Annotated in this window: 26 protein-coding genes; 17 read left to right on the plus strand and 9 right to left on the minus strand. The window is 64.8% G+C overall.

The features are described 5' to 3' along the window. Window positions 1–85: 85 nt before the first annotated feature. Window positions 86–532, minus strand: a complete 447-nt coding sequence (locus IVA88_RS13540) for a carbon monoxide dehydrogenase subunit G (RefSeq protein WP_007602417.1) — start codon at window positions 530–532, stop codon at window positions 86–88. A gap of 183 nt (window positions 533–715) precedes the next feature. On the opposite strand from IVA88_RS13540, the gene IVA88_RS13545 reads away from it, so the two are divergent. Genes IVA88_RS13545 through IVA88_RS13555 form a run of 3 tightly spaced genes read left to right on the plus strand, consistent with a single transcriptional unit; the run spans window position 716 to window position 3,313 of the window. Continuing rightward, on the plus strand, window positions 716–2,071 hold the full coding sequence (locus IVA88_RS13545; RefSeq protein WP_247497736.1) for a 3-carboxy-cis,cis-muconate cycloisomerase: 1,356 nt from the start codon (window positions 716–718) through the stop codon (window positions 2,069–2,071). Between the two features lie 36 nt (window positions 2,072–2,107). After that, window positions 2,108–2,890, plus strand: coding sequence for a 3-oxoadipate enol-lactonase (gene pcaD, locus IVA88_RS13550; protein ID WP_247497737.1), 783 nt, complete (start codon window positions 2,108–2,110; stop codon window positions 2,888–2,890). Window positions 2,891–2,920: 30 nt separating this feature from the next. Then, the gene (locus tag IVA88_RS13555; protein ID WP_247497738.1) at window positions 2,921–3,313 is read left to right on the plus strand and encodes a carboxymuconolactone decarboxylase family protein; all 393 of its coding nucleotides are present in this window, start codon (window positions 2,921–2,923) and stop codon (window positions 3,311–3,313) included. On the opposite strand, the gene IVA88_RS13560 is transcribed toward IVA88_RS13555, so the two are convergent. Continuing rightward, window positions 3,275–3,799: a hypothetical protein gene (locus IVA88_RS13560; protein ID WP_247497739.1), complete on the minus strand. Its 525-nt coding sequence runs from the start codon at window positions 3,797–3,799 to the stop codon at window positions 3,275–3,277. The genes IVA88_RS13555 and IVA88_RS13560 overlap by 39 nt on opposite strands. A gap of 344 nt (window positions 3,800–4,143) precedes the next feature. On the opposite strand from IVA88_RS13560, the gene IVA88_RS13565 reads away from it, so the two are divergent. The 5 genes from IVA88_RS13565 to IVA88_RS13585 all read left to right on the plus strand — a co-directional run bounded on the left by IVA88_RS13565 (window position 4,144) and on the right by IVA88_RS13585 (window position 9,246). Next, entirely contained in the window at window positions 4,144–5,061 is a 918-nt protein-coding gene (locus tag IVA88_RS13565) for a branched-chain amino acid ABC transporter permease (RefSeq protein WP_018455577.1), read from the plus strand. Between the two features lie 11 nt (window positions 5,062–5,072). Then, entirely contained in the window at window positions 5,073–6,392 is a 1,320-nt protein-coding gene (gene livM, locus IVA88_RS13570) for a high-affinity branched-chain amino acid ABC transporter permease LivM (RefSeq protein WP_346657591.1), read from the plus strand. After that, the gene (locus IVA88_RS13575) at window positions 6,389–7,219 is read left to right on the plus strand and encodes an ATP-binding cassette domain-containing protein (protein WP_247497740.1); all 831 of its coding nucleotides are present in this window, start codon (window positions 6,389–6,391) and stop codon (window positions 7,217–7,219) included. Before livM ends, IVA88_RS13575 begins: the two co-directional genes overlap by 4 nt. Further along, the gene (locus IVA88_RS13580) at window positions 7,216–7,956 is read left to right on the plus strand and encodes an ABC transporter ATP-binding protein (RefSeq protein ID WP_247497741.1); all 741 of its coding nucleotides are present in this window, start codon (window positions 7,216–7,218) and stop codon (window positions 7,954–7,956) included. The genes IVA88_RS13575 and IVA88_RS13580 overlap by 4 nt, the downstream gene beginning before the upstream one ends. A 171-nt stretch (window positions 7,957–8,127) precedes the next feature. After that, a complete protein-coding gene (locus IVA88_RS13585; protein WP_247497742.1) occupies window positions 8,128–9,246 on the plus strand; it encodes a branched-chain amino acid ABC transporter substrate-binding protein in 1,119 nt (372 codons plus the stop codon). An 81-nt stretch (window positions 9,247–9,327) separates the two neighbouring features. Here IVA88_RS13585 and IVA88_RS13590 read toward each other — a convergent pair whose 3' ends face one another. Continuing rightward, window positions 9,328–9,714 (minus strand): response regulator, encoded by a 387-nt coding sequence (locus IVA88_RS13590; protein WP_247497743.1) that lies wholly within the window; start codon window positions 9,712–9,714, stop codon window positions 9,328–9,330. 234 nt (window positions 9,715–9,948) lie between these two features. On the opposite strand from IVA88_RS13590, the gene IVA88_RS13595 reads away from it, so the two are divergent. The 3 genes from IVA88_RS13595 (at window position 9,949) to IVA88_RS13605 (ending at window position 14,125) form a co-directional block, all read left to right on the plus strand. Beyond that, complete coding sequence (locus tag IVA88_RS13595) at window positions 9,949–12,759, plus strand: PAS domain S-box protein (RefSeq protein WP_247497744.1); 2,811 nt, start codon at window positions 9,949–9,951, stop codon at window positions 12,757–12,759. Between the two features lie 58 nt (window positions 12,760–12,817). Then, window positions 12,818–13,813: a P1 family peptidase gene (locus IVA88_RS13600; protein WP_247497745.1), complete on the plus strand. Its 996-nt coding sequence runs from the start codon at window positions 12,818–12,820 to the stop codon at window positions 13,811–13,813. A 99-nt stretch (window positions 13,814–13,912) separates the two neighbouring features. Next, on the plus strand, window positions 13,913–14,125 hold the full coding sequence (locus IVA88_RS13605; RefSeq protein WP_247497746.1) for a KTSC domain-containing protein: 213 nt from the start codon (window positions 13,913–13,915) through the stop codon (window positions 14,123–14,125). 11 nt (window positions 14,126–14,136) lie between these two features. Here IVA88_RS13605 and IVA88_RS13610 read toward each other — a convergent pair whose 3' ends face one another. Beyond that, window positions 14,137–14,919 (minus strand): EF-hand domain-containing protein, encoded by a 783-nt coding sequence (locus IVA88_RS13610; RefSeq protein WP_247497747.1) that lies wholly within the window; start codon window positions 14,917–14,919, stop codon window positions 14,137–14,139. Between the two features lie 248 nt (window positions 14,920–15,167). Here IVA88_RS13610 and rpe point away from each other — a divergent pair, with 248 nt between their 5' ends. The 4 genes from rpe (at window position 15,168) to IVA88_RS13630 (ending at window position 16,556) form a co-directional block, all read left to right on the plus strand. Further along, the gene (rpe, locus tag IVA88_RS13615) at window positions 15,168–15,869 is read left to right on the plus strand and encodes a ribulose-phosphate 3-epimerase (protein ID WP_247497748.1); all 702 of its coding nucleotides are present in this window, start codon (window positions 15,168–15,170) and stop codon (window positions 15,867–15,869) included. Between the two features lie 149 nt (window positions 15,870–16,018). Next, window positions 16,019–16,159: a hypothetical protein gene (locus IVA88_RS13620; protein ID WP_247497749.1), complete on the plus strand. Its 141-nt coding sequence runs from the start codon at window positions 16,019–16,021 to the stop codon at window positions 16,157–16,159. A 4-nt stretch (window positions 16,160–16,163) separates the two neighbouring features. Beyond that, window positions 16,164–16,343 (plus strand): hypothetical protein, encoded by a 180-nt coding sequence (locus tag IVA88_RS13625; protein ID WP_247497750.1) that lies wholly within the window; start codon window positions 16,164–16,166, stop codon window positions 16,341–16,343. A 21-nt stretch (window positions 16,344–16,364) separates the two neighbouring features. After that, window positions 16,365–16,556 (plus strand): hypothetical protein, encoded by a 192-nt coding sequence (locus IVA88_RS13630; protein WP_247497751.1) that lies wholly within the window; start codon window positions 16,365–16,367, stop codon window positions 16,554–16,556. 25 nt (window positions 16,557–16,581) lie between these two features. Here the strand turns inward: IVA88_RS13630 and IVA88_RS13635 are convergent, their stop codons facing one another. From IVA88_RS13635 to IVA88_RS13655, 5 genes are all read right to left on the minus strand, one after another. Next, window positions 16,582–18,006 (minus strand): bifunctional serine/threonine-protein kinase/universal stress protein, encoded by a 1,425-nt coding sequence (locus tag IVA88_RS13635; protein WP_247497752.1) that lies wholly within the window; start codon window positions 18,004–18,006, stop codon window positions 16,582–16,584. 6 nt (window positions 18,007–18,012) lie between these two features. Continuing rightward, the gene (locus tag IVA88_RS13640) at window positions 18,013–18,753 is read right to left on the minus strand and encodes a metallophosphoesterase family protein (protein WP_247497753.1); all 741 of its coding nucleotides are present in this window, start codon (window positions 18,751–18,753) and stop codon (window positions 18,013–18,015) included. 113 nt (window positions 18,754–18,866) lie between these two features. Continuing rightward, window positions 18,867–19,472 (minus strand): hypothetical protein, encoded by a 606-nt coding sequence (locus tag IVA88_RS13645; protein ID WP_247497754.1) that lies wholly within the window; start codon window positions 19,470–19,472, stop codon window positions 18,867–18,869. Next, window positions 19,465–20,151, minus strand: coding sequence for a hypothetical protein (locus IVA88_RS13650; RefSeq protein WP_247497755.1), 687 nt, complete (start codon window positions 20,149–20,151; stop codon window positions 19,465–19,467). The genes IVA88_RS13645 and IVA88_RS13650 overlap by 8 nt, the downstream gene beginning before the upstream one ends. Next, entirely contained in the window at window positions 20,148–20,948 is an 801-nt protein-coding gene (locus tag IVA88_RS13655; protein WP_247497756.1) for a MotA/TolQ/ExbB proton channel family protein, read from the minus strand. The genes IVA88_RS13650 and IVA88_RS13655 overlap by 4 nt, the downstream gene beginning before the upstream one ends. A gap of 198 nt (window positions 20,949–21,146) precedes the next feature. On the opposite strand from IVA88_RS13655, the gene IVA88_RS13660 reads away from it, so the two are divergent. Continuing rightward, window positions 21,147–22,517, plus strand: coding sequence for a histidine kinase (locus IVA88_RS13660; protein ID WP_247497757.1), 1,371 nt, complete (start codon window positions 21,147–21,149; stop codon window positions 22,515–22,517). 7 nt (window positions 22,518–22,524) lie between these two features. Beyond that, window positions 22,525–23,175: a response regulator transcription factor gene (locus IVA88_RS13665; RefSeq protein ID WP_247497758.1), complete on the plus strand. Its 651-nt coding sequence runs from the start codon at window positions 22,525–22,527 to the stop codon at window positions 23,173–23,175. Window positions 23,176–23,180: the final 5 nt, after the last annotated feature.

Consider the following 23,180-nt stretch of genomic DNA (forward strand, 5'->3'; position numbering starts at 1 on the left):
TGCCCCGGGGCAACATCACCCGGAACGCAAGGCGCCATGACAAAACGCGATATGCCGAAAGGCGCAATGCTTGAGGTATTGGCCTTCAGCCCTGTACCGCCTTGGCGAAGTTCGCGAAAAATTCGTCGGCTAGCTTCTTGGCGGCGCCGTTGATCAGGCGCTGGCCGAGCTGCGCCAACTTGCCACCGATCTGCGCCTCGACCTCGTAGGACAAAAGCGTGCCGCCGTCCTTCTCCGCAAGCTTGACCACGGCGCCACCCTTGGCGAAGCCGGCCACCCCGCCCTCGCCTTCACCGGAGATCTTGTAGCCGTTCGGCGGGTCGAGATCGGACAGCGTGACCTTGCCCTTGAAGCGCGCCGACACCGGGCCGACCTTCATTTTCGCCGTCGCACGAAAGCCGCCATCTTCGGTCTTCTCCAGCTCTTCGCAGCCAGGGATGCAGGCCTTCAGCACCTCGGCATCATTGAGCTTGGCCCACACGGCCTCGCGCGGCGCCGCAAGCTGGACTTCGCCGTTCATCGTCATGGCCATGGGTGCCTCCCGGGATATCGAACTTGGATCGCGCAACTCTAATGCTGCTCAAGTAACGCAGGGAGGCGGCAAAAGAAAGGGTGCCCCCCGGTCACGTGCAATGCATATTCGCAACTGCAAAAAGCTTGCGCTGATTGTTTGGGATTGGCACGGGCGGGCCATGGTGGTTAGGTCCCGCACAATATGAGCACATCCCTCTCCCCCCTGCTCGCGCCGATGCTGTCGAGCGTGGCCATGCGCGCGGTCTGCGACGACCGGTCGACCCTGCAGAACATGCTCGATTTCGAGGCAGCCCTGGCTCGAGCCGAAGCGGCCACGGGAGTGATTCCCGCGTCCGCGGCGGGTCCGATCGAAGCCGCGTGCAAGGCCGATACCTTTGACATGGCTGCGCTGGCTGAGGCCGCGACGCGATCCGGCAATCTCGCGATCCCCTTGGTCAAGACCCTGACCGCCAATGTCGGCAAGGCGGACGCAGAGGCCGCGCGCTACGTGCATTGGGGCGCCACCAGCCAGGACGTCATCGACACCGCGACCATGCTCATGCTCCGCGCCGGCATCGATGCGCTGGACGCCGACCTCAGCCGCGCCATCAAGGGTTTTGCCGCGCTGGCACGAGCCCACCGCAACACGGCAATGGTGGCGCGAACCTGGCTCCAGCACGCCCTACCGATGCCGTTCGGGCTGAAGGCCGCCGAATATGCTGCAAGCCTTGCCCGCGCCCGCTGCCGCCTGCGGCGGCTCTCCCGCGAGGGCCTCGCGCTGCAATTCGGCGGCGCCGCCGGCACCCTTGCAGCACTTGGCGACAAGGGGCTCGTCGTTTCCGAGCGGCTGGCGCAGGAGCTGAAGCTGCCGGTGCCGGAAGCGCCCTGGCATACCCATCGCGACCGCATCGCGGAGGCCGCTTCCTATTTCGCCATTCTCGCCGGCAGTTGCGGCAAGATCGCGCGGGACGTCTCGCTGCTGATGCAGACCGACGTCGCCGAGGCGTTCGAGCCGGCTGGCGAAGGCCGCGGCGGCTCCTCGACCATGCCGCACAAGCGCAACCCGGTGGCCGCCGCAAGCGCGCTGGGCTGCGCGACCATGGCCCCGCAGCTCGCCGCGACGATCTTTGCCGCCCAGGTGCAGGACCACGAGCGCAGCGCCGGGCCCTGGCATGCGGAATGGCCGACACTGCCGCAACTGATGCTGGTCACCTCGGGCGGGCTCGCGGCGATCGTCGATATCGCCGAAGGGCTCGATGTCGACGCGGCGCGCATGCGCAGCAATCTCGATGCGACCCACGGCCTGATCATGGCGGAAGCGGTCACCTTCGCGCTGGCCGAGACGATCGGCAAGAGCGATGCGCATCATGTCATCGAAGCCGCGAGCAAGCGCGCAGTGGCCGAGAAGAAACATCTGCGCGAGGTGCTGTCAGCCGATTCGCAGGTCACCGCGCATCTTTCGCCGGAAAATATTGCGGCATTGTTCGAGCCGATGGCCTATCAAGGGGCTTCCCAAGCCCTGATCGACCGCCTGCTCGACAGCCTCGAGCGCGAATAGAGCAGCCCTGAGCGGAAATAAGACGGAGACGCCCGCATGCCCATGATCGATGCCGACGGTTGCCTGATCAACGTCTCCGTCGAGGGCCGCGACGGCGGGCCGACGCTGATGCTCTCCAACTCGCTCGGCTGCACGCTGCAGATGTGGGAGCCGCAGATGAAGGCGCTGACGCAGGTGTTCCGCGTCATCCGCTATGACCGCCGCGGCCATGGCAAGTCCAACGTTCCGCCCGGCCCCTATACGATGGAGCGCTTCGGCCGTGACGTGCTCGCGATCCTCGACGACCTCAATATCGAGAAGGTGCACTGGTGCGGCCTGTCGATGGGCGGCATGGTCGGGCAATGGCTGGGCGCGAATGCGCCGGAGCGCTTCGGCAAGCTCATCCTCGCCAACACCTCCTGCTACTACGCCGAGCCGACCAAATGGCTTGAGCGCATCGACGCCGTGAAGAAGGGCGGCATCGCCGCCGTCGCCGACGCCGTTATCGCCGGCTGGCTCACCCAGGATTTCCGCGAGCGCGCGCCCGACATCGCCGCCAGGATGAAGGCGATGCTGCTGGCCTCCCCGGTCGAAGGCTATCTCGCCTGCTGCGAGGCGCTGTCGACGCTCGACCAGCGCGCGCTGCTGCCGAAGATCAAAAGCCCGACGCTGGTGATCGCCGGCCGGCACGACATGGCGACGCCGATTTCAGCGGGTGAATTGATCCGCTCAAGCATTCCCGGCGCGAGCATGACCATCATCGACGCCGCCCACATTTCCAATGTCGAGCAGCCGCACGCGTTTACCGATGCGGTGGTGGGCTTTTTGACGCAGCGATAGCACAGCCGTCATTGCGAGCGGAGGATGGACATGGACGACCAGAAGCGCCGCGATGCCGGCATGAACGTGCGCCGAAAAGTGCTGGGCAATGCCTGGGTCGACAAGTCGATCGCGGGTCGCAATGCGTTCAACACCGATTTCCAGGACATGATCACCCGCTACGCCTGGGGCGAGATCTGGACGCGGCCGCATTTCGACGAGCGCACGCGGCGGATCCTGGTAATCGGCACCATGGTCGCGCTTGGGCAATGGGACGAATTCCGCCTCCATGTGCGCGCGGCGCTCGCCGAGGGCGGTTTCACGCCCGACGACATCAAGGAAATCCTGCTGCAGCAGGCGATCTATTGCGGCGTGCCGGCGGTGAACCACGCCGTCAAGGAAGCCTCAGCGATTGTGCAGGAGCTCGGCCTGCTCAAGACCTAACGGCGGGGTGGCCTCGGCAGTCTTCGCCGCCGTCGCGGGCCGTTCGATCACCACCACGATGGCGGCACCTAGCAGGAGCAGGAGCTCGGTCGCGTGCAGCCGCAGCGCAGCCGTCTCGCCTACCTTCGAAGCCATGATCATGCTGGCGAAGGAGATCAGGCTGCCGATCGCAAGCGCAATGCCGAGCGCCTCATCGCTGCCGCCGTTCTTGCGGATGCGGGGGATGCAGAGCAGCGCAAGGTAGATCGCAAAGAACGCCACCACCGTCAGTCGCCCCAACGCCAGCAGCCAGGCGGCGCGAACCGTGTCCGTCCCCGCCATCTGGAGATGGTCGCTGAGGAAAAGAGCCACTGCGACGCTCGGCCGCTCATAGAGGCCGTGCACCGGCGCCACCATGATATTGAAGGCGACGAGGGTCCAGGCCGGGATGAAATAGGCCGCCAGAAGTGCGCCATTTACAGAACCGATCCGCCAATTTCCGAACATGCCGCTTCCCGCTTCGCTTGGCCCGCGCCTTCGATGGAAGGCTTTGCCGGGAGCTAACTCGCATCAGACTGTGGCGGCAATTTAAACCCTTTGTTTACCTTAACTGCCTCCCGACTGGGCATCCACTTGGGGCTCTCGCGGACCGGTTCCGCCCATTGCGGGGGAACCGGAGCGCCAAATGATCTTTGTAAAAGCCTCGATGCGGAGGCGGGGCCGGTTGCAGCCGCCAGTTCCCTCCTGTTACAAAACCAGAATGCTTAAGGGCTGCCGGGGCCCGAGAAGAAACTAGCACTCTCTCTCGAAGAGCTCCCTTTGAGCCGCGTCAGATTTGGGTACGGCAGCCTATGGATTATTTCGCCCAGCAGCTCATCAACGGCCTCGTGCTCGGCTCCATCTACGGCCTGATCGCGATCGGCTACACGATGGTCTACGGCATCGTCGGCATGATCAACTTCGCCCATGGCGACGTCTTCATGATCGGCGGCTTCATCGCACTGATCACCTTCCTTCTCCTGGTCTCGACCGGGCTGACCGCGGTTCCAGTCATCCTGCTTATCGTGATCCTGGTCTCCATGGCGATCACCGCCCTGTATGGCTGGACCATCGAGCGCATCGCCTACCGTCCGCTGCGCCACTCCTTCCGCCTCGCCCCGATGCTGTCGGCGATCGGCATGTCGTTCGTGCTGACCAACTATTCGCAGGTGGCGCAAGGCGCGCGGGTGAAGCCAGTGCCGCCAGTGATCACCGGCGGCTATACGCTGCACGAGAGCGCCGATGGCTTCGTGATCCAGCTCTCCAACATCCAGATCGTGGTGGTCATCACCACGATCGTGCTGCTGGCGATCTTCACTTGGCTGGTGTCACGCACCCGGCTCGGGCGCGACATGCGCGCCTGCGAGCAGGACCAGACCATGGCAGCGCTGCTCGGCGTCAACGTCGACCGCACGATCTCCATGACCTTCGTGATCGGTGCTGCGCTCGCCGCAGTGGCCGGCCTGATGTACCTGCTCTATTACGGCCTGGTGGATTTCTTCATGGGCTTTGTCGCCGGCATAAAGGCGTTCACCGCGGCCGTGCTCGGCGGCATCGGCTCGCTGCCGGGCGCGATGCTCGGCGGCCTCGCGATCGGGCTGATCGAGACGTTCTGGTCCGCCTATTTCTCGGTCGAATACAAGGATGTCGCGGCGTTCTCGATTCTGATCGTCGTGCTGATCTTCATGCCGACCGGCCTGCTCGGTCGTCCCGAAGTCGAAAAAGTCTGACGGTCGTGCGCGTGAAAACTCCCTCAATCAATACGGCCAAAGCTCCATCGGGGATCCCCGCTCTCCTGAAGACCGCCGGCTTCAACGCACTGATCGCGCTGGTGCTGTTCTCGCTGATGGTCGGCGTCCGCACCGAAGCCGGCTCCGACGGCCAGCTCACCTATTGGACGCGCTTCGGCGAGGTCGCCTCCCTCGTCGCCGCCGTGTTCGGCGGCTCGATCGTGATCGAGCTGCTCAAGCAATGGATCGGTCCGACCGGCGCCGAGAAGCTGGTGCCGCCCGCGGTGCAGAGCGGAATGTCGTTCCTCGGCCGCTATCTCGCACCGGCGCTCCTGATCTTCACGCTGCTGGTGCCCGTGATCTTCTATGACCAGCGCTACATCCTCGACCTCGCAATCCTCGTGCTCACCTATGTGATGCTGGGCTGGGGGCTGAACGTCGTGGTTGGCCTCGCCGGCCTGCTCGATCTCGGCTACGTCGCGTTCTATGCGGTGGGCGCCTATTCCTACGCGCTGCTTGCCACCAATTTCGGCTGGTCATTCTGGATCTGCCTGCCGCTTGCCGGCATCCTTGCCGCATTCTGGGGCGTGCTGCTCGGCTTCCCGGTGCTGCGCCTGCGCGGCGACTACCTCGCCATCGTGACGCTCGCCTTCGGCGAAATCATCCGCCTCGTCATCATCAATTGGCAGGAGCTGACCGGCGGCCCCAACGGCGTCTCCAGCATTCCCCGCCCCTCCTTCTTCGGCATTCCGCTCGACAACAGCGACAACGGGCTCGCCGCCAGGCTCGGTATCGAATATTCGCCGACCCACCGTATCGTCTTCCTGTTCTACCTGATCCTGGCGCTTGCGCTGCTCACCAACTGGGTGACGATCCGGCTGCGCCGCCTGCCGATCGGCCGAGCCTGGGAAGCGTTGCGCGAGGACGAGGTCGCCTGCCGCGCGCTCGGTATCAACACCACGACCACCAAGCTCACCGCATTTGCGACCGGTGCGATGTTCGGCGGCTTTGCCGGCGCGTTCTTCGCGACCCGCCAGGGCTTCATCAGTCCGGAATCTTTCACTTTCCAGGAATCGGCGCTGGTGCTCGCCATCGTCGTGCTCGGCGGTATGGGCTCGCAGCTTGGCGTGGCGCTCGCGGCGCTCGCCATGATCGGCGGTTTCGAACTGTTCCGGAGCCTCGAGAGCTATCGCATGCTGGTGTTCGGCATGGCCATGGTGCTGATCATGATCTGGCGGCCGCGCGGCCTCATCGGCCATCGCGCACCGACCGTGTATCTGACCAAGGCACACGCGATTTCCTCCGACCTCGTCAAAGAGGGGCACGGATGAGCCCCGACCAGATTCTCGAGGTCGACCGGCTCACCATGCGCTTCGGCGGCATCGTCGCGGTGCAGGACCTGTCGTTTGCGGCCGAGCGGAAGAAGATCACCGCCCTGATCGGACCCAACGGCGCCGGCAAGACCACGGTCTTCAACTGCATCACCGGGTTCTACAGGCCGAGCGGCGGCGCGATCCGCCTCACCCATGACGGCAAGGTGATCGCGCTGGAGCGGCTGAACGATTTCCGCATCGCCAAGCAGGCCAAGGTCGCCCGCACCTTCCAGAACATTCGCCTGTTTCCCGGCATGACCGCGCTGGAAAACCTGATGGTGGCGCAGCACAACGCGCTGATGCGCGCCTCCGGCTTCACCTTCCTCGGACTCATTGGTGCGCCCGGCTACCGCGACGCCGAGAAGTGCGCGATCGATCTCGCCACCGACTGGCTCAAGCGGGTCAATTTGCTCGATCGCGCCGACGACGCCGCCGGTAATTTTGCCTATGGCGACCAGCGACGGCTCGAGATCGCACGTGCGATGTGCACCGAGCCCGCGCTCTTGTGCCTGGACGAACCCGCCGCCGGCCTCAATGCGCGCGAGAGCGCCGCCCTGAGCGAGCTGCTGCTGTCGATCCGCGACGAGCTCGGCACCTCGATCCTGCTGATCGAGCACGACATGTCTGTGGTGATGGAGATCTCCGACCACATTGTGGTGATGGACCATGGTGTGAAGATCGCGGAAGGCTCCCCGCGCGAGGTTCGCGACGATCCAAAGGTGATCGCCGCCTATCTCGGCACCGATGAGGAAGAGGCGGTGGCCGTGATGGAGAGCGGGTCGTGACTGCGCCCACTCCCCTGCTCGCGATTCGCAGCCTTCGCGCCGCCTACGGCAAGATCGAGGCGCTGAAAGGCGTCGACCTCGAGATCAACGCCGGCGAGATCGTGGCGCTGATCGGCGCCAACGGCGCCGGCAAGTCGACGCTGATGATGACGATCTTCGGCAAGCCGCGCGCCCGCGCCGGCCAGATCCTGTACGAAGGCCGCGACATCACCGAAGTGCCGACCCACGAGATCGCGCATTTGCGCATCGCGCAGTCGCCGGAAGGCCGCCGCATCTTCCCGCGCATGAGCGTGGCGGAAAACCTCCAGATGGGGGCGGACGCCACCGAATGCAGTGATGCCGAAGGCGAGGCGACGCTACAACGCGTGTTCATGCTGTTTCCGCGGCTGAAGGAACGCTACGCCCAGCGCGGCGGAACCTTATCCGGCGGCGAGCAACAGATGCTCGCGATCGGCCGCGCCTTGATGAGCCGTCCTCGACTGCTCCTGCTCGACGAGCCCTCGCTCGGTCTGGCGCCGCTGATCGCGCGCCAGATTTTCGATGCGATCCGCACTCTGAACCGGCAGGACGGCCTGACCGTACTGATCGTCGAGCAGAACGCCAACCATGCGCTCAAGCTCGCCCATCGCGGCTATGTCATGGTCAATGGCCTGATCACGCTGGCCGGGACCGGCGCCGAGTTGTTGCAGCGCCCCGAGATTCGCGCCGCCTACCTGGAAGGTGGCCGGCACGGTTGAGGCCGCCCAAGACGAACCGGTGCGGACCCGCATGCGGCCGAATGTGGCGAGATATCTCCGCCAATGCCCGTATTTTGCCGGTGACTTCTCCCAAAATTCATTCAAGAATGGCGCCGGTTCGAACCGGGCATGTCCGGCAACGTCCACAGGCGACCACCCTCGAGGTATCTCATGAAATCACTGAAGCTCATCGGTCTGGCATTCGGCGCATCGATCGCGCTATCGAGCGCGGCATTCGCGCAGGATGTCACCGTCGCAGTCGCCGGTCCGATGACCGGCGGCGAGTCCGCCTTCGGCCGCCAGATGAAGAACGGCGCCGAAATGGCCGTGGCCGACATCAACGCGGCCGGCGGCCTCAACGGCAAGAAGCTCGCGCTGTCCGTCGAGGACGACGCCTGCGATCCAAAACAGGCGCGCTCGATCGCCGAGAAGATCGCCGGCGCGAAAATACCTTTCGTGGCCGGGCATTATTGCTCGTCGTCGTCGATTCCGGCTTCGGAAGCCTATGCCGACGGTAACGTGCTCCAGATTACCCCTGCCTCCACCAATCCGAAATTCACCGATAGCGGACTGTGGAACGTGGCGCGCGTCTGCGGCCGCGACGACCAGCAGGGCCTGGTCGCCGCCCAGTACATCGCCAAGAACTACAAGGGCAAGAATATCGCCATCCTCAACGACAAGACCACCTACGGCAAGGGTCTTGCGGACGAGACCAAGAAGGCGCTCAACAAGGCCGGCGTCACCGAGAAGATGTACGAGTCCTACAACAAGGGCGACAAGGACTTCAACGCGATCGTCTCGCGGCTGAAGCGCGACAATATCGATCTCGTCTATGTCGGGGGCTACCATCAGGAGAGCGGCCTTCTCCTGCGCCAGATGCGCGACCAGGGCCTCAAGACCGTGCTGATGGCCGGCGACGCGCTCGCCGACAAGGAATACGCCTCCATCACCGGCCCGGCCGGCGAAGGCACGCTGTTCACCTTCGGCCCCGATCCGCGCAACAAGCCGACCGCGAAGAAGATCGTCGAAGCCTTCAAGGCCAAGAACATCGACCCCGAGGGCTACACGCTCTACACCTACGCGGCGATGCAGGTCTGGTCGGAAGCGGCCAAGAAGGCCGGCACCACCGACGCTAAGAAGGTCATGGCGGCGATCAAGGCCGGCAAATGGGACACCGTGATCGGGCCGATCGAGTACGACGCCAAGGGCGACATCAAGCAGCTCGACTACGTCGTCTACAAATGGGACGCCAAGGGCGGCTACGCCGCGATCAGCGGCAACGGCACGTAAGCACGCTTGCCGGGCCTGAAGGCCCCATCCAATCATCACCGCGCCCCGGCTTTGCCCGGGGCGTTTCTTCCTGCGCTAGCGTCAGCCGACTGCGGGCAGCTCGTCGTCCACTGCGGCTTGGGCCTTCCGCAGTGCTTGAAGAAGATCGTTCGGCCGAAACGGCTTTTGCAGGCAGACCACGTTGGCGAGATGGGGCGATTGTTCCATGAAATCCAGCGCCGTCATCCCCGACACGGCAACGACCGGAAGCCCCGGTGCAAGCTCGCGCAGGGTCGCGATGACATCGACGCCGCTGCTGTCGCCGAGGAAAATGTCCACGATTGCCGCGTCGAAACAGGCCTCACTGAAGGCTTTCACCCCGGCTGCGCCGCTGTCGGCCTCGACGACGTCGTAACGGTGGACGCGCAGCACGATCGCGACCATCGCACGGACGTCCTTCTGGTCGTCGATGATGAGTACGCGGGGCATAGGGAACGACTCCCTGAGATCAAAATGCCTGATTCAAACCTGGAACCCTTAGCGGCGGGAGGGCATTGTGGCACCGTCCAGTAAAGCGCATCTTACCCGATCCCTGGTGCGCGTTCCCAATAAAATTAAGTAAACTGTAACCTTCGGTTGAGTCGCGGTGGGTTTTTCCATGGTGCGTGCCCAGAACCCGCTACCATGGACGGCAATTCATTGGGCCAAATGAGATTGGCAAAGATGCTCAAGACCGATCTGCGAGAACTGCACGTGTCCGAGACGACGGATCGAAACACATTCCTTTCGACGTTGCCGGCCACCCCGAAAGACCGCAGCGCAGCATTGGCGATCGTGGGCGTCTCCTCGATCTTGTTCGCAGTGGCCGTGCCTTTCGCAGGTATCCCGCTGCTGCCTGTGCCAGCCTTCGTCGCGAGCTATCAATCCGCCCTCGTCGTCGCCGACATCGTCACCGCGGTCCTGCTGTTGTCGCAGTTTGCGGTGCTCCGGACCCGCGCGCTGCTCGTGCTCGCGACGGGCTATCTGTTCACCGCCGCCGCGGCTGTGGTCCATGCCCTCACCTTTCCGGGACTTTTTTCGCCGACCGGGTTGCTGGGCGCCGACCAGCAGACCACGGTCTGGCTCTACATGATCTGGCACGGCGGCTTCCCGCTCTGCGTGCTGGCTTATGCCTGGCTGAAGGAGGCCGACGGCGGTGCCCGGATCGCGGGCTCGGCAAGCAAGGCGATCTACGCCAGCGTGCTCGGCGTCGTTGCGGTCGTGACCGTCTTGACCTGGATCGTCACTGCCCAGCACGACGTGCTTCCGGTCCTGCTGCGCGACGGCCGTTACACCCAGATCATGATCGGCGTGGTGTCCTTCATCTGGTCCTTGAGCTTCGCCGCGCTGGTCTCGTTGTGGTTCCGTCGACCGCATTCGGTCATCGATGTCTGGCTCATGGTCGTGATGTGCGCGTGGCTGTTCGACATCGCGCTGTCGGCGATTGTCAACGTCGCGCGCTTCGATCTCGGCTTCTACGCTGGCCGCCTCTATGGCCTCTGCGCGGCGACGTTCGTGCTTGCGGTGCTTCTGATCGAAAATGTCCGCCTCCAGGCGCACACGCTGGGCCTCGTCGGCAGGCTGCGCCAGCAGTCGGCATTGGATCGCGACTACTATGGCAAGCGCCTTGCGCTGTACGGCGCCGTCGTCGAATCCGCCAATGATGCCATCATCACGAAGACGCTCGACGGCATTATCACCGGCTGGAACAAGGCCGCCGAACGTCTGTTCGGCTATACCGCCGCGGAGGCCATCGGCCAGCCGATCGACATCATCGTGCCGGAGGACCGCAAGGCCGAGGTCAGGGGTATCCTGAACAGGGTTGGCGGCAACGAAACGATCGCCCAGCACGAAACCGTCCGCATGCGGAAGGACGGCCGTCCGCTCGACGTCGTTCTCAACATTTCTCCGCTGAAATCAGCCAACGGAGAAATCATCGGCGCCTCCAAGATCGCCCACGACATCACGGAAGAGAAGCAGTCCCGGGAGAAACTGCGCCGCGAGGTCGAGGAGCGTCAGCGCATCTTCGAGACCTCGCAGGATCTGATCCTCGTCACTGACAGTTTTGGCAATTTCGTCCAGGTCAGCCCAAGCGTGAAGACCATCCTCGGCTTGAGCCCGGACGACATGATCGGGCACAGCGCCACCGAGTTCATTCATCCCGACGATCTCGAAAGGACACGGAACGAGATGCGCGCGGCGCGGCGTGGCGCGGTCAAGCGCAGCTTCGAGGCGCGCTATTACCACTACGACGGTCACGAGGTGACGCTGAACTGGATGGGAACGTGGTCCGAGCCGGTCAAGCGCCATTTCTTCATTGGCCGCGACCTCACCGAGAAGCAGGCAGCCGAGGCGCAGTTCAGGCACGTCCAGAAGATGGATTCGATCGGTCAATTGACCGGCGGTGTCGCGCATGACTTCAACAATGTGCTGACCGTCATTACCGGCACGATCGGCATTTTGGCGGACGCGGTCGCTGATCGTCCCGAGCTCGCCGCCATCACCAAATTGATCGACGATGCCGCCGAGCGCGGCGCGCAACTGACCAAGCATCTGCTCGCCTTCGCCCGCAAGCAGCCGCTCCAGCCGCGCGAAATCGACGTCAACGCATTGACACTCGAGGCCGCAAAGCTCCTGCATCCCACCCTCGGCGAGCAGATCACCATCATGCCGCAGCTCACCGAGGACGCGTGGCCGGCACTGGTCGACCCAGGCCAGCTTTCCACCGCGATCCTCAATCTCGCGCTGAACGCGCGCGATGCCATGCCCGATGGCGGCACGCTGGTGCTGGAGACCCGCAACATCTTCCTCGACGACGGCTATGCCAGCATGAATCCCGACGTGGTGGCCGGCAATTACGTGATGATCGCCGTCAGCGACACCGGCTCCGGAATCCCGCCGGAATTGATCGACCGGGTGTTCGATCCCTTCTTCACCACCAAGGAGGTCGGCAAGGGCACCGGCCTCGGGCTCAGCATGGTGTTCGGCTTCGTCAAGCAGTCCGGCGGCCACATCAAGATCTACAGCGAGGAAGGCCACGGCACGAGCGTGAAGATCTACCTGCCGCGCTCGAGCGGCGTGCAGGAGACCGAGTTCGAGGCGCTCCAGAACGCCCCCATTGCCGGCGGTGACGAGAAGATCCTGATCGTCGAGGACGACGCGCTGGTGCGGCAATATGTCGTGACCCAGATCAAGAGCCTCGGCTATACCGCCCTCGAAGCCGCCAACGCGGCCGAGGCCCTCACCATCATCGATGCCGACAAGGACATCGACCTGCTGTTCACGGACGTGATCATGCCGGGCAACATGAACGGCCGCCAGCTCGCCGATGAGGCGGCTCGCCGCCGCCCCGAGCTGAAGACGCTGTTCACCTCGGGCTACACCGAGAACGCCATCGTCCATCACGGGCGGCTCGATTCCGGCGTGCTGCTGCTGGCAAAGCCCTACCGCAAATCCGAGCTCGCCAAGATGCTGAGGACCGCGCTCGCGGGTTGAGCCTGCGGCATCCCTGCGATATCGCTGAAGCGAACGCCTTTCAGCCTGCGGAGCCGCCTTGAAAAACCTTCTCACCGACATCGCCGGCGTCCGCGTCGGCCATGCCGAAGATGCGAAAGTCGCCACCGGCACGACCGCAATCATCTTCGACGCCCCCGCGGTTGCGGCCATCGATGTTCGCGGCGGCGGACCCGGCACGCGCGAAGACGCGTTGCTCGACCTCGCCAGCACCGTCGATCGCGTTGATGCGATCGCGCTGTCCGGCGGCTCCGCCTTTGGAATCGACGCCGGCGGCGGCATCCAGGCCTGGCTCGCCGAACAAGGCCGCGGCTTGCGGATTCGCGAGGCGGTGATACCGATCGTGCCGGGCGCGATCGTTTTCGACCTGCTCAACGGTGGCGACAAGGCCTGGGGACGCTTCGCGCCCTATCGCGATCTCGGCTACGCCGCAGCGTTGGCCGCCAGCGACGATTTCGCGCTGGGAAGCGTCGGCGCAGGGCTGGGTGCGACCACCGCGACCTTCAAGGGCGGACTGGGGTCGGCTTCCGCGGTCCTGGCCAACGGCATCAAGGTCGCCGCGATCATCGTCGTCAACGCGGTCGGCAGCACGACCATTGGCGAAGGGCCGTGGTTCTGGGCCGCGCCGTTCGAGGAGAACGGCGAGTTCGGCGGGCGCGGCCTGCCGTCCGCCTTCACGCCGGACATGCTGGCGATGCGCATCAAGGGCGGACCCGCCGCGAGCGCGCGTGAGAACACCACGATCGGCCTCGTCGTCACCGATGCAACGCTGACCAAGGCCCAGGCCAAGCGGCTTGCGATGATTGCGCATACCGGGTTTGCCCGTGCGATCTATCCGGTGCATGCCCCAACCGACGGCGACGTGCTGTTCGCCGCCGCAACTGGCGAGAAGCCCATTGAGCCGCTGGTCGGCCTTACCGAGCTCGGCACGGTCGCCGCCAACGTGGTCGCACGCGCAATCGCTCGCGGCGTCTACAATGCGACGGCCCTGCCGTTCGCCGGCGCGATGCCGGCGTGGAAGGCCCGGTTCGGTTAAGGCGCTTTCGAGCGAAGTGGGTACCGGTTCGCGTCAAGACAACGCGTAGAAACGAAACCACGAACACGGCGTTACCCTGACGGGCCAAGGTGCACCGCCATGCCGTCTTCCGTGATCCGCTTTTTCCGCTATACGCCCGACACGCGCGAGCTGAAGGTCACTTTCGTCAGCGGACGCCTCTATGTCTACGCGGACGTTCCGCCCGAGGTCGCCGCCGCGTTCAAGAATGTGCGCTCAAAGGGTACGTTCTTCAACCGCGAAATCCGCGACCGGTATGTCTACCGTGACATCACTCACGAATATGCCAGCTAGCCATGAGCAGGTCACACGTTCATCGACATCGATGAACCGACAGTCGCTGAGGCGCCTTGTCCCTGTCCGCCTTGCCGCTGCATCAACTGTGCGAACAGATCGTAGGCCGAATTACGGGAGCTGGAGGCGCCCGGGACCGTCGTCGACATCTTGAAGCCGTCGGCGTAGGTGACGGTGGTGGTGGTCGAGCCGTCGGCGCCGGTCGTCGAGGTCGAGGTCGAGCCGCCGCTGGACTGCGAGGAGGAATCCGAACCGCTGCCGGACGCATCGCCCGCACCCTGTGCGTGATGGTGACCGCGATGGCCGCTCTTCAGCGCCTTCGACATCTCGTCGAGGCTGACGCTGCTGTCGGAGTTCGAATCCAGCTTGGAGAACACGTCGTCAGCCTGCGCCGTGTTGGTGCCACCGGCACCCAGCGCGTGCTCGAATTCGGACTTGGTGATCTTGCCGTCGCCATCCGCGTCGATCTGTGAAAACAGGTCCTTGAGCGCGGCGTCACGGCTCGTCGAGGACGCGGAGTTCGACGAGGTCGAGCCGGCTGTGCTGCTCGCACTGTCCGAGGACTGGCTCTGCGCGGCGAGCAGCGCGTTCATCGTCTCCGGCGCGATCTGCGGGCGGTTGCCTGAATTGACCGACGAGGCCGCGCCGCTGGTCGTGCTGCTGCTGTCGATCGCGAACGGATTGGTCGCGCCTTGCGAAGACCCGGTCTTCTGGGTCGACGAGGACGATTTTGAATTCGTCAGCGACTGGATCGCGCCGAGCGCACTCGATACGGCACCAAGGGCAAACAACATTGCACAACTCCAACCGATGCGGCATGCCGCGACCAATGTCCTGGAGGTGACGTCAGCAAGCGCCATGCCAGCGAGAAAAGCTCAATGAAATCCGCTTTCACCGCACTTTGCACGGCCCGGGAACACCGGCAATTCATGCCGGCCGCGGCAGAAATTTCCGCCCACAGGAAGCACGCCGCCCTGCATTGCCCGGCTGAGAGGCCCATGTTAGGCGAGTCAATCTTTCACGGCCGCCACGGGAAACCGCAATGACCCAAGCCTTCGCCCCCCGCCCCCTGGCAATCGCGCCCTCGATCCTGGCCTCGGATTTCTCGAGGCTCGGCGAGGAGGTGCGCGCCGTGGACGCCGCCGGCGCCGACTGGATCCATCTCGACGTCATGGACGGGCACTTCGTTCCCAACATCTCCTATGGCCCCGACGTCATCAAGGCAATGCGCCCGCACACCAAGAAGATCTTCGACGCACATCTGATGATCTCGCCCTGCGACCCCTATCTGGAGGCCTTTGCGAAAGCCGGCTGCGACCACATCACCGTCCATGCGGAGGCCGGTCCCCATCTGCACCGCTCGCTTCAGGCGATCCGCGCGCTCGGCAAGAAGGCCGGCGTTTCGCTCAATCCGGGCACGCCGATCAGCACGCTCGAATACGTCCTGGACCTCGTCGACCTCGTGCTGGTGATGTCGGTCAATCCCGGCTTCGGCGGCCAGGCCTTCATCCCCTCCGCGATCGGCAAGATCCGCGACATCCGCGCGATGACCGCGGGCCGTCCGATCGACATCGAGGTTGATGGCGGCGTCGGCTCCGACGTCGCAGGTCCCCTGGCCGCAGCTGGGGCCAATGCCTTCGTCGCCGGCACATCCGTGTTCAGGGGCGGCACGCAGGACGCCTACAAGACCAACATCGCCGCGATCCGCAACGCGGCCGCAGGCGCACGCGGCGAAGCAATCTGAAGGCTCACGCGCTTCGCACATGTGCGGCTCCTACGGATGTTGCGACGCGCAACGCCTAAACTTGCAACCTTGATCCGTACTCCTCCGGGCTTCCCTGATTCGCGCAAATCACCGCTAGTGATTCTTGCCTGTTTTCGCGGGAGCACATCATGACGACGACCCTGGTTTGGACTGGCGTGGCGTTGTGGCTTGGTTTCAGTGCGTTTGTTGTGTTTGGTCCATCGGCCGGACCTGTGAAGGTCGCGGCACGCTCGACCCGCATCACCCGTCGCGACTGGTATCGGGCCTGAGCCCATGCAGATCGCGCTCGTGAAACGTCAGCCGAAGCGCAGGTGCCGCATCCCGCGGCGCCCGCATCCTGACCTCGACTATTTCTTCGGACGGCTCGAACGCACCGAAGGCGAGATGCGCGACGACACCAGGCCCGAGATGGCGGACCTGGATCACCCGCTCCGGTCACCGCGCCGGCATTGAATTCTTTTCTGGACTAAGCTCATGAAGCCGCACTGCCCAAACTGCCTGAAGGAAATGACCAAGGCGTCCGCGTCGCGCAACCTGTTCAACTGCGAGCCCTGCCGCGAGATCATCCAGTTCTTCGGCGGCAGCGCGGATCACGGCGAGCCCAGCCCGCAATTCTCCTGGCCGATCCGCCGCAAGCCTACCACGTACACTGCCCACGCGGCCTGAACCTTCCAGGATCCAGGGCGCGGCCCTATCCGGCGCCCTCGCCGGCATCCGCAGCCATTCGCGGCGGCCGCACCACGGTGACGGTGCAGGCCGCTTCCGAAGCCACCTTGGCCGAGACGCTGCCGAGCAGTGTTCGCCTAAACGAGCCCTGCCGCGCGCCGATGATGACGTGGTCAACGTGGTTGACCTCGCAAAACTCCAGGATGGCCGCGGCGGGATCGACGGCTTCCAGCACGTGAGCCGACAGCCGGCCTTCGTCCAGCTTGAGCGGCGTGGCCCAGTGCCTAAGCGCCACCAACCGGTCGATATGCTTGTTGAAGCCCTGCTCGTCCAGCGTCCTGTCAATCGCGATGCGGTTGAGCTTGAGCACGTTGAGACAGGCGAGCCGCGCCGACGGCAGCGTGGCGAGAATGCGTTCCGTCGTCATGCGCAGGGCCTCGTTTAATTCCGGCTCGCCTTCCGCCGTATCGAGCGCGACCGCAACGATCGGGCTTGATGCGATTTGGGCTGCGACATCCGATTTCGCGCGGGGCGCCATGACGCCCTGGTTGAACCGGCGGCGCCAGGCGACGCTGAGGGGATCGCGCTTCATTCGCTCCGAGCGCATCGTGAGCCTGATCTGGTCCGGATGGGTCAGATCGAAGGCGAGCTGCGACGCCGTCGGATAGCGCCGCACCGGCTCGATCTCGAGGCACCGCAGCACCACCTCCTGGAGCCAGGGCGGATAATCGGCGCGGAGTGCGCGCGGCGAGTGCGGATCGCGCCACAGCCGGCGCCGCATCGCACGCAGCGTCTCGCCCTCGCCGAAGGGACGCTCGCCGGTGGTGAAGAAATAGAGCAGCACGCCCAGCGAGAACAGATCGCTGCGCGGATCGTCGCGCACCCCTGACAGCCGTTCCGGCGCCATATAGGGCGCGGTGCCGTAAGGCAGGCGGAATTCCTCCTGCAACAGGTCCGGCAGATGGTTGTGATGCGACAGGCCATAGTCGATCAGCACCGCCTCGCCGCTCTCGCGGAACATGATGCTGCTCGGCTTGATGTCGTGATGGATCACGTTCTGCCGGTGCAAATCGGCGAGCCCTGTCGCGATCCTGGCGACGAGCTGCCGCGCCTCGTCATACGGCAGCGGCAGGTCGGGCAGCCGCTTGTAGAGCGTGGTCCCGGAGATGCGCTCGATCACGACATAGGCTTGGTGGGCGAAATCGCCCGTGCCGAAGCATGCGGGCACGTGCGGCCCGGCAAGCCGCGGCAGGATCATCATCTCCATCTCGAAGGAGACGATCGCTGCGGGGTCCTCACCCTCCGACACCCGCGGAATCTTCATCAGCAGCGGCACGTCGATGCCGGGATGGGTGACCGTCCACAGCGTCGCCATGCCGCCGGCATGGACGCATTCGCCGATAGTGTAGCCGTCGATCTCTGCGCCTGATTTGACCAGGGGTTTCGGCATCGGCCTCTAGCGCCCCTGCGACAGCCGGTCGGCGAGCCAATGCGGCAGGCCGTTCTCACGGATCCGGTTCGCGGCCGTCTCGACATCGTAGGGCGCGCGGCAATAGGTGATCTGGCAAGAGACCGTGTCAAACAGCGCGAAAGCCGCGGATGGATCGTTATCGCGTGGCTGGCCGACCGAGCCGAGCACCGCAAGCCATTGCCGCCCGCGCAGCAGCGGTACTGAGACGTCGGTCTTGGGCACAAGTCCCGTCATCTTCGCCGTCACCGACATCGAATAGATCGCCGGGCGATGGATGTGGCCGCAGAATGTGACATGAGCCGGCGTCGCGATGAGGCTTTTGGCGGCGTCCGCCGTCGATCGGACATAGTGCCAGCCTCGGGGGCTGGAGGCTTCCGAATGCACGAACAGGCGGTCGCCGTCCTGCACCAGCATCGGCAATTCCGCCAGGAACCGCCGCTGCGCGGGGTCGAGCCGGCCGCGTGTCCATTCGATCGCGATCTGCGCCTCGGCATTCATGGTCTCGGCCGAGGAATTCACCGCCTGGTCATGGTTGCCGCGCACGGCGACGGCGCCCTGGGCAACCAGCTCCATCGCGGTATCCACCACCCATTCCGGATCGGCGCCATAGCCGACGAAGTCGCCGAGCAGGATGAATCGCTCGGCGCCACGCGCCCGCGCGACCTTCAGGCACGCCTCGAACGCCTGCCGGTTGCCGTGGATATCCGAGAAGACAGCGAGAAGCACGCACCCTCCACCCCGAAGCCTTATCGGAAGCCGATAAGGCCAAATTGAGGGACGTCAAGATGCGCCGGCGCGGGCCCGTTTTCCAGCGGGCGCCTGCGGCGATGGTGAAGGGCCTATTGCTCGTCCTTCGGCGGCATCCGGGGCGGCGGCAGCGGCGTGAACACGGCGCTTTGCGCGCCGGCCGACGGCGCAGCGAATTCGCCGGTCGAGGAATCGCCGCCGCTCGTCTCCATGATGGTCTTGGGGGTCACATATTCCCGGACCATGTCGATGAGGCTGCCATCGCCGCCGCCGAAATCGGCGGCGCGGCCGCCTTGCGGATGTCCCAACGCGATCTCGTTCTCCGCTGCATGGGTCTTGTCGGCCAGCCTGTCATTGTAGGGCACGCGAAAGGCGCGCGGAATGCCGCTCGGGCGATTGTCCTCGTCGAGCTGCTCGACCCAGAGATAGATCGAGCCGGGATCGCCCTCCAGCGAATGCGGCTCGACGATGCGGGCCTTCAGCAGCTTGAAGGAGGTCGGCAGCCGGTCCGCGCTGGCCCAGCCGAGCAGCCCACGCATTTCCGTGAAGCTGACGACATAGAAGGCGCTGGTCACGACGACCGCAACCGCCTTCAGTGACCAATGCAGCCGCGCATAAACCAGCACGACCAGCAGCAGTGCGCCGATGACGGCATAGGCGACCGATAGCGTGAGGATGACCGTCTGCAGGCTAGTCACGGCGTACCCTCGCAGTGTTCTTGCTCACGCCGGTCCTCGGGTCGAGATCGGCGCCGTTGCGCCAGCTGCTGCGAAAAGTCTCCAGCAGCGATTTCGGCCGCTGGTCCACATTGACGACCTTGCCCTCGGCATCAAGCCGGAACCGCACCGCGGTCTTCTCGTCGCCCGTGTGATCGAGCGTGAACTTGTTGTCGAAGATCACCTGCGCGGTCGGATTGAGCTTCTGCACCTTCACATTGGCCTGGACCGGTTCGCCGGTCGTGGCCACGAAATGTGAGACATTGACAGTGTATTCGCCGGGAACGATGCCGCGCACCGTGACGATCTCCTCGCGGATCGGCGAGGCAATCTTCTTGCCGTTCACCATGATGAAGTCGTTGGCTCCGCCGCGATCGTCACGGTCGAGCGTCAGGAAACCAGCCTCGCGGTGGCGATACCAGGCGATATTGCCCACGGGATCCTGCACGAACAGGTCGAGATCGTCGGGATGGCTGTCCGGCCAGTCCAGCGTGATCATGAACTCGGCCTTGGAGTCGATCTTGCCGTCCTTGGCGTCCGGCGAGACCGCGAGCAGCGCGAGGAAGAACAGGAAAGCGATCACCTGGAGCGCCTTGAACAGCATCACGCCCAGGGGATCGAACGGCTCCTCGCGCGGATAGAGACCGAAATCATCCATCATGACTGGGGTCCGACCCTCATGATTCCGGAACCCTTGATTCCAGCGCCCTTGCGCTCCAGCACCGGCGTCACATAGGTCTCGGTCAGCACCACCGCGTCCGAGAACACCTTCTGGGTCGCGGCGTCCAGCATGTAGTACTGGATGCGGACCAGTATCGAACCGACCAGGCCCGCCAGGGTCGTGTACATCGCGACCGCCATGCCGTCGCTCATCAGTCCCATCGAGGATCGCATCGCGACCTTGTCGGCGGCATCCAGCCCCGCGATCGGCGCCAGCATGATGATGAAGCCGACGATGGTGCCGAGCAGGCCGAGCTTCATCAGCGTATCCGAGACGAAGGCCCCGAAGCCGTTGGAGCCGCGCAGCCGGTCGGCGAGCGTCCGCAGCAATAGCGTCTGGTCGACCGGGCGGTAGTCCTGCGCCGCGGCTTTGGTCACGAGGCTCTCGATGTGGTCCCGCACCAGCCCGCGTGGCAGCGCGGCCGCGCCGGCGTCGAGCGCCCTGCCGCCCTCGGGCGCCGCGAGGACCGCGCGGCAGCGCCGGGCCGCCGCGCCTTCACGGGCAATTGCCCGGGTGCGCAGGAAGCAGTGACCGCAGGTGAGGACATAGAGCAGCGCGATCATGCTGGAAATGTAAGTCCGATCCGAGGTCAGCATCAGACCGATCAGGCCGAACCGCCACAGCAGCACGACGGCGAAGATCGAAAGCCCGGTGAAGATCATCCAGAACAGGAGCGCGCTGCGCTCGGATGGGTCGGCAGCAGGCCCCGCGATCGGTCCAATCGTCATCGAAGTCATGCTGCACTGCTCCTGGCCTATAAAGATTGGCCTGCCGCGATTACCCGCCCACTAGATCAAAGCCGCCGCGCCCGGTCCAAAGAGCCATGCCCAATCCGGCTTGGGAAATTTGCCCGAGCTGCCATCCTGCCGTGCCTCGCAATTGGCAAGGCGCGGCGGCGTTGTTAGGCTGACCTTACCAAACTTTGGGGTGATCGCATGCGCCTTGTGCTTCAGCTTGTCGCCCGTCTGTTTCTCATCGTCGCGCTCTGCCTCGGCGCGGCGACCATCTGGGCCACGTTCGACGCCTATCGCAGCGTGGACCGGGCGACTGCGGCCTCGGCGCAGCGGGTTGCGCAGGCGCTTCAGGCGCTGTACTGGCACGAATTCTTGTTGCGGAGCAGCAGAACACGCGAGCAGCTTCTGCCGATTCCGGAGTGGCGCACGCTGGAGACGATGAAGCTGATCTCGCCCGGCGTCTGCGTCGAGTTTCAGCCGGCCATCGCATTCGAAAAGCCGCTCTGCGGCCAGAGCGAGGGGCTAGGCAAGACGCCGCCGCGCTGGTTCGCATCGATCGTGCCGACTTTCCTCGGCAGCCACGCCGAAGTGATACGGCCGGTCAGTCCCCGCGCGGCGACCGCCGGAACGGTGGTCGCGACGCCGGATGAAGCGGCCGCCATCTCGCTCGCCTGGGAGTACATCCTCAACGTCATCGATGTCGCGCTTTTGATGGCGGCGGCGATCGCGCTGCTGGCTTCGCTCGCGATCGCGCATGCGCTGGCGCCGGCGCGCACGATCGTGACTGCCTTGCAGCGCATGGCGCGCGGTCAGTATCGCACCCAACTGCCGCGCTTCCGCTCGATGGAGCTGGCGATGATCGGCAGCGCCGTCGGCGAGCTCGGCGGCCGGCTGGAGGAAGCGACCGAGCAGCGCGCAACGCTGACGCGACGCCTGATCGAGATCCGCGACGACGAACGCCGCGCGCTCGCCCGCGAGCTGCACGACGAGTTCGGGCAAAATCTCTCGGCCATCCTCGCCTTCGCCAACACCATCGAGACGGCGGGCACGAAGGAAGACAAGGACAACGGCATCGCGCAGGACGCGCGGATGATCTCGCAGGCCACGCATCATCTGATGGCCTCGCTGCGCGATGCGCTGAAGCGCCTGCGCAATCCCCTGCCCGCCGAGCTTGGACTGGAGGCGAGCCTGGTGAATCTGGTGGATAGTTGGCGCTCGCAAAGCTCGGCGCGGCCGACGATCCAGCTCGATCTCAAGGGCGACCTCACCGACATCAGCGGCCCGGCCGCCACCACTGCCTATCGCGTCGCGCAGGAATGCCTGACCAACGCGTTGCGCCACGGCGCGGCGCGCGAGATTTCGCTAAGCGTCGAGCGGCGCGCGGGCGACGACGATGCGTTACTGATCCGCGTCGAAGACGATGGCGGCGGCGACGCGGCGCACGTAGTGCAGTCGGCCGGCTTCGGCCTCACGGGCATCCGCGAGCGCGTTGCTGCGGCCGGTGGATCATTGTCGATTCTATCAGCCCATCGCGGCCTCAGCGTCGCCGCCACCATCCCGCTCGCCGCGTGAGGCCGAGATGAACGAGATTACAGCGACAGGCATTTCCGTGCTGCTGGTCGACGACCATCCGATCGTGCGGCAAGGCTATCGGCGCGTGCTGGAAAGCCAGGGCGATCTGCATGTCGTGGCGGAAGCCGACAGCGCCGCGGATGCCTACGTCGCCTTCAAGGCACGCGATCCTGATGTCGTCGTGCTTGATATCTCGATGCCTGGCGCGAGCGGGCTGGAGGCGATCCGCAACATCCGCGCGCGCAGCCCGCGGGCGCGGATCCTCGTTTTCACCATGCACAACGAGGCCGTGCTGGTGAAGGCAGCCTTCAGTGCCGGCGCCAGCGGCTTCGTCACCAAGAGCAGCGAGCCGTCCGCGGTCGTGTCCGCGATCCGCAGCGTCGCCCGCGGCGAGCGCGCCATGAGCGACGACATCGCGCACATCCTGGCCGAGGACAGCCTGTCGGCGGGCTCAGCGCTGGATCAACTGGGAGAACGCGAGATCGAGATCCTGCGCCAGTTCGCCGGCGGCGCCACGACCGAACAGATTGCTGCGCATCTCAATCTCAGCGTCAAGACGGTGCAGAACTATCACTATCTGATCAAGACCAAGACCGGCGCGCGCACGGATGCGCAGCTCGTGCGGCTGGCGGCGAGTTGCGGGCTGACGAAGATCTAGAGCTT

Source organism: Bradyrhizobium sp. 149 (assembly GCF_023073915.1).
Classification (GTDB): Bacteria; Pseudomonadota; Alphaproteobacteria; order Rhizobiales; family Xanthobacteraceae; genus Bradyrhizobium.

Excerpts from the sequence above, each read along its gene's own strand:
- IVA88_RS13540 (WP_007602417.1), bottom strand. The coding sequence starts at position 532 with ATGGCCATGACGATGAACGGCGAAGTCCAGCTTGCGGCGCCGCGCGAG.
- IVA88_RS13545 (WP_247497736.1), top strand. The coding sequence starts at position 716 with ATGAGCACATCCCTCTCCCCCCTGCTCGCGCCGATGCTGTCGAGCGTG.
- pcaD (WP_247497737.1), top strand. The coding sequence starts at position 2,108 with ATGCCCATGATCGATGCCGACGGTTGCCTGATCAACGTCTCCGTCGAG.
- IVA88_RS13555 (WP_247497738.1), top strand. The coding sequence starts at position 2,921 with ATGGACGACCAGAAGCGCCGCGATGCCGGCATGAACGTGCGCCGAAAA.
- IVA88_RS13560 (WP_247497739.1), bottom strand. The coding sequence starts at position 3,799 with ATGTTCGGAAATTGGCGGATCGGTTCTGTAAATGGCGCACTTCTGGCG.
- IVA88_RS13565 (WP_018455577.1), top strand. The coding sequence starts at position 4,144 with ATGGATTATTTCGCCCAGCAGCTCATCAACGGCCTCGTGCTCGGCTCC.
- IVA88_RS13575 (WP_247497740.1), top strand. The coding sequence starts at position 6,389 with ATGAGCCCCGACCAGATTCTCGAGGTCGACCGGCTCACCATGCGCTTC.
- IVA88_RS13585 (WP_247497742.1), top strand. The coding sequence starts at position 8,128 with ATGAAATCACTGAAGCTCATCGGTCTGGCATTCGGCGCATCGATCGCG.
- IVA88_RS13590 (WP_247497743.1), bottom strand. The coding sequence starts at position 9,714 with ATGCCCCGCGTACTCATCATCGACGACCAGAAGGACGTCCGTGCGATG.
- IVA88_RS13595 (WP_247497744.1), top strand. The coding sequence starts at position 9,949 with ATGCTCAAGACCGATCTGCGAGAACTGCACGTGTCCGAGACGACGGAT.
- IVA88_RS13605 (WP_247497746.1), top strand. The coding sequence starts at position 13,913 with ATGCCGTCTTCCGTGATCCGCTTTTTCCGCTATACGCCCGACACGCGC.
- IVA88_RS13610 (WP_247497747.1), bottom strand. The coding sequence starts at position 14,919 with ATGTTGTTTGCCCTTGGTGCCGTATCGAGTGCGCTCGGCGCGATCCAG.
- rpe (WP_247497748.1), top strand. The coding sequence starts at position 15,168 with ATGACCCAAGCCTTCGCCCCCCGCCCCCTGGCAATCGCGCCCTCGATC.
- IVA88_RS13620 (WP_247497749.1), top strand. The coding sequence starts at position 16,019 with ATGACGACGACCCTGGTTTGGACTGGCGTGGCGTTGTGGCTTGGTTTC.
- IVA88_RS13625 (WP_247497750.1), top strand. The coding sequence starts at position 16,164 with ATGCAGATCGCGCTCGTGAAACGTCAGCCGAAGCGCAGGTGCCGCATC.
- IVA88_RS13630 (WP_247497751.1), top strand. The coding sequence starts at position 16,365 with ATGAAGCCGCACTGCCCAAACTGCCTGAAGGAAATGACCAAGGCGTCC.
- IVA88_RS13635 (WP_247497752.1), bottom strand. The coding sequence starts at position 18,006 with ATGCCGAAACCCCTGGTCAAATCAGGCGCAGAGATCGACGGCTACACT.
- IVA88_RS13650 (WP_247497755.1), bottom strand. The coding sequence starts at position 20,151 with ATGATGGATGATTTCGGTCTCTATCCGCGCGAGGAGCCGTTCGATCCC.
- IVA88_RS13655 (WP_247497756.1), bottom strand. The coding sequence starts at position 20,948 with ATGACTTCGATGACGATTGGACCGATCGCGGGGCCTGCTGCCGACCCA.
- IVA88_RS13660 (WP_247497757.1), top strand. The coding sequence starts at position 21,147 with ATGCGCCTTGTGCTTCAGCTTGTCGCCCGTCTGTTTCTCATCGTCGCG.
- IVA88_RS13665 (WP_247497758.1), top strand. The coding sequence starts at position 22,525 with ATGAACGAGATTACAGCGACAGGCATTTCCGTGCTGCTGGTCGACGAC.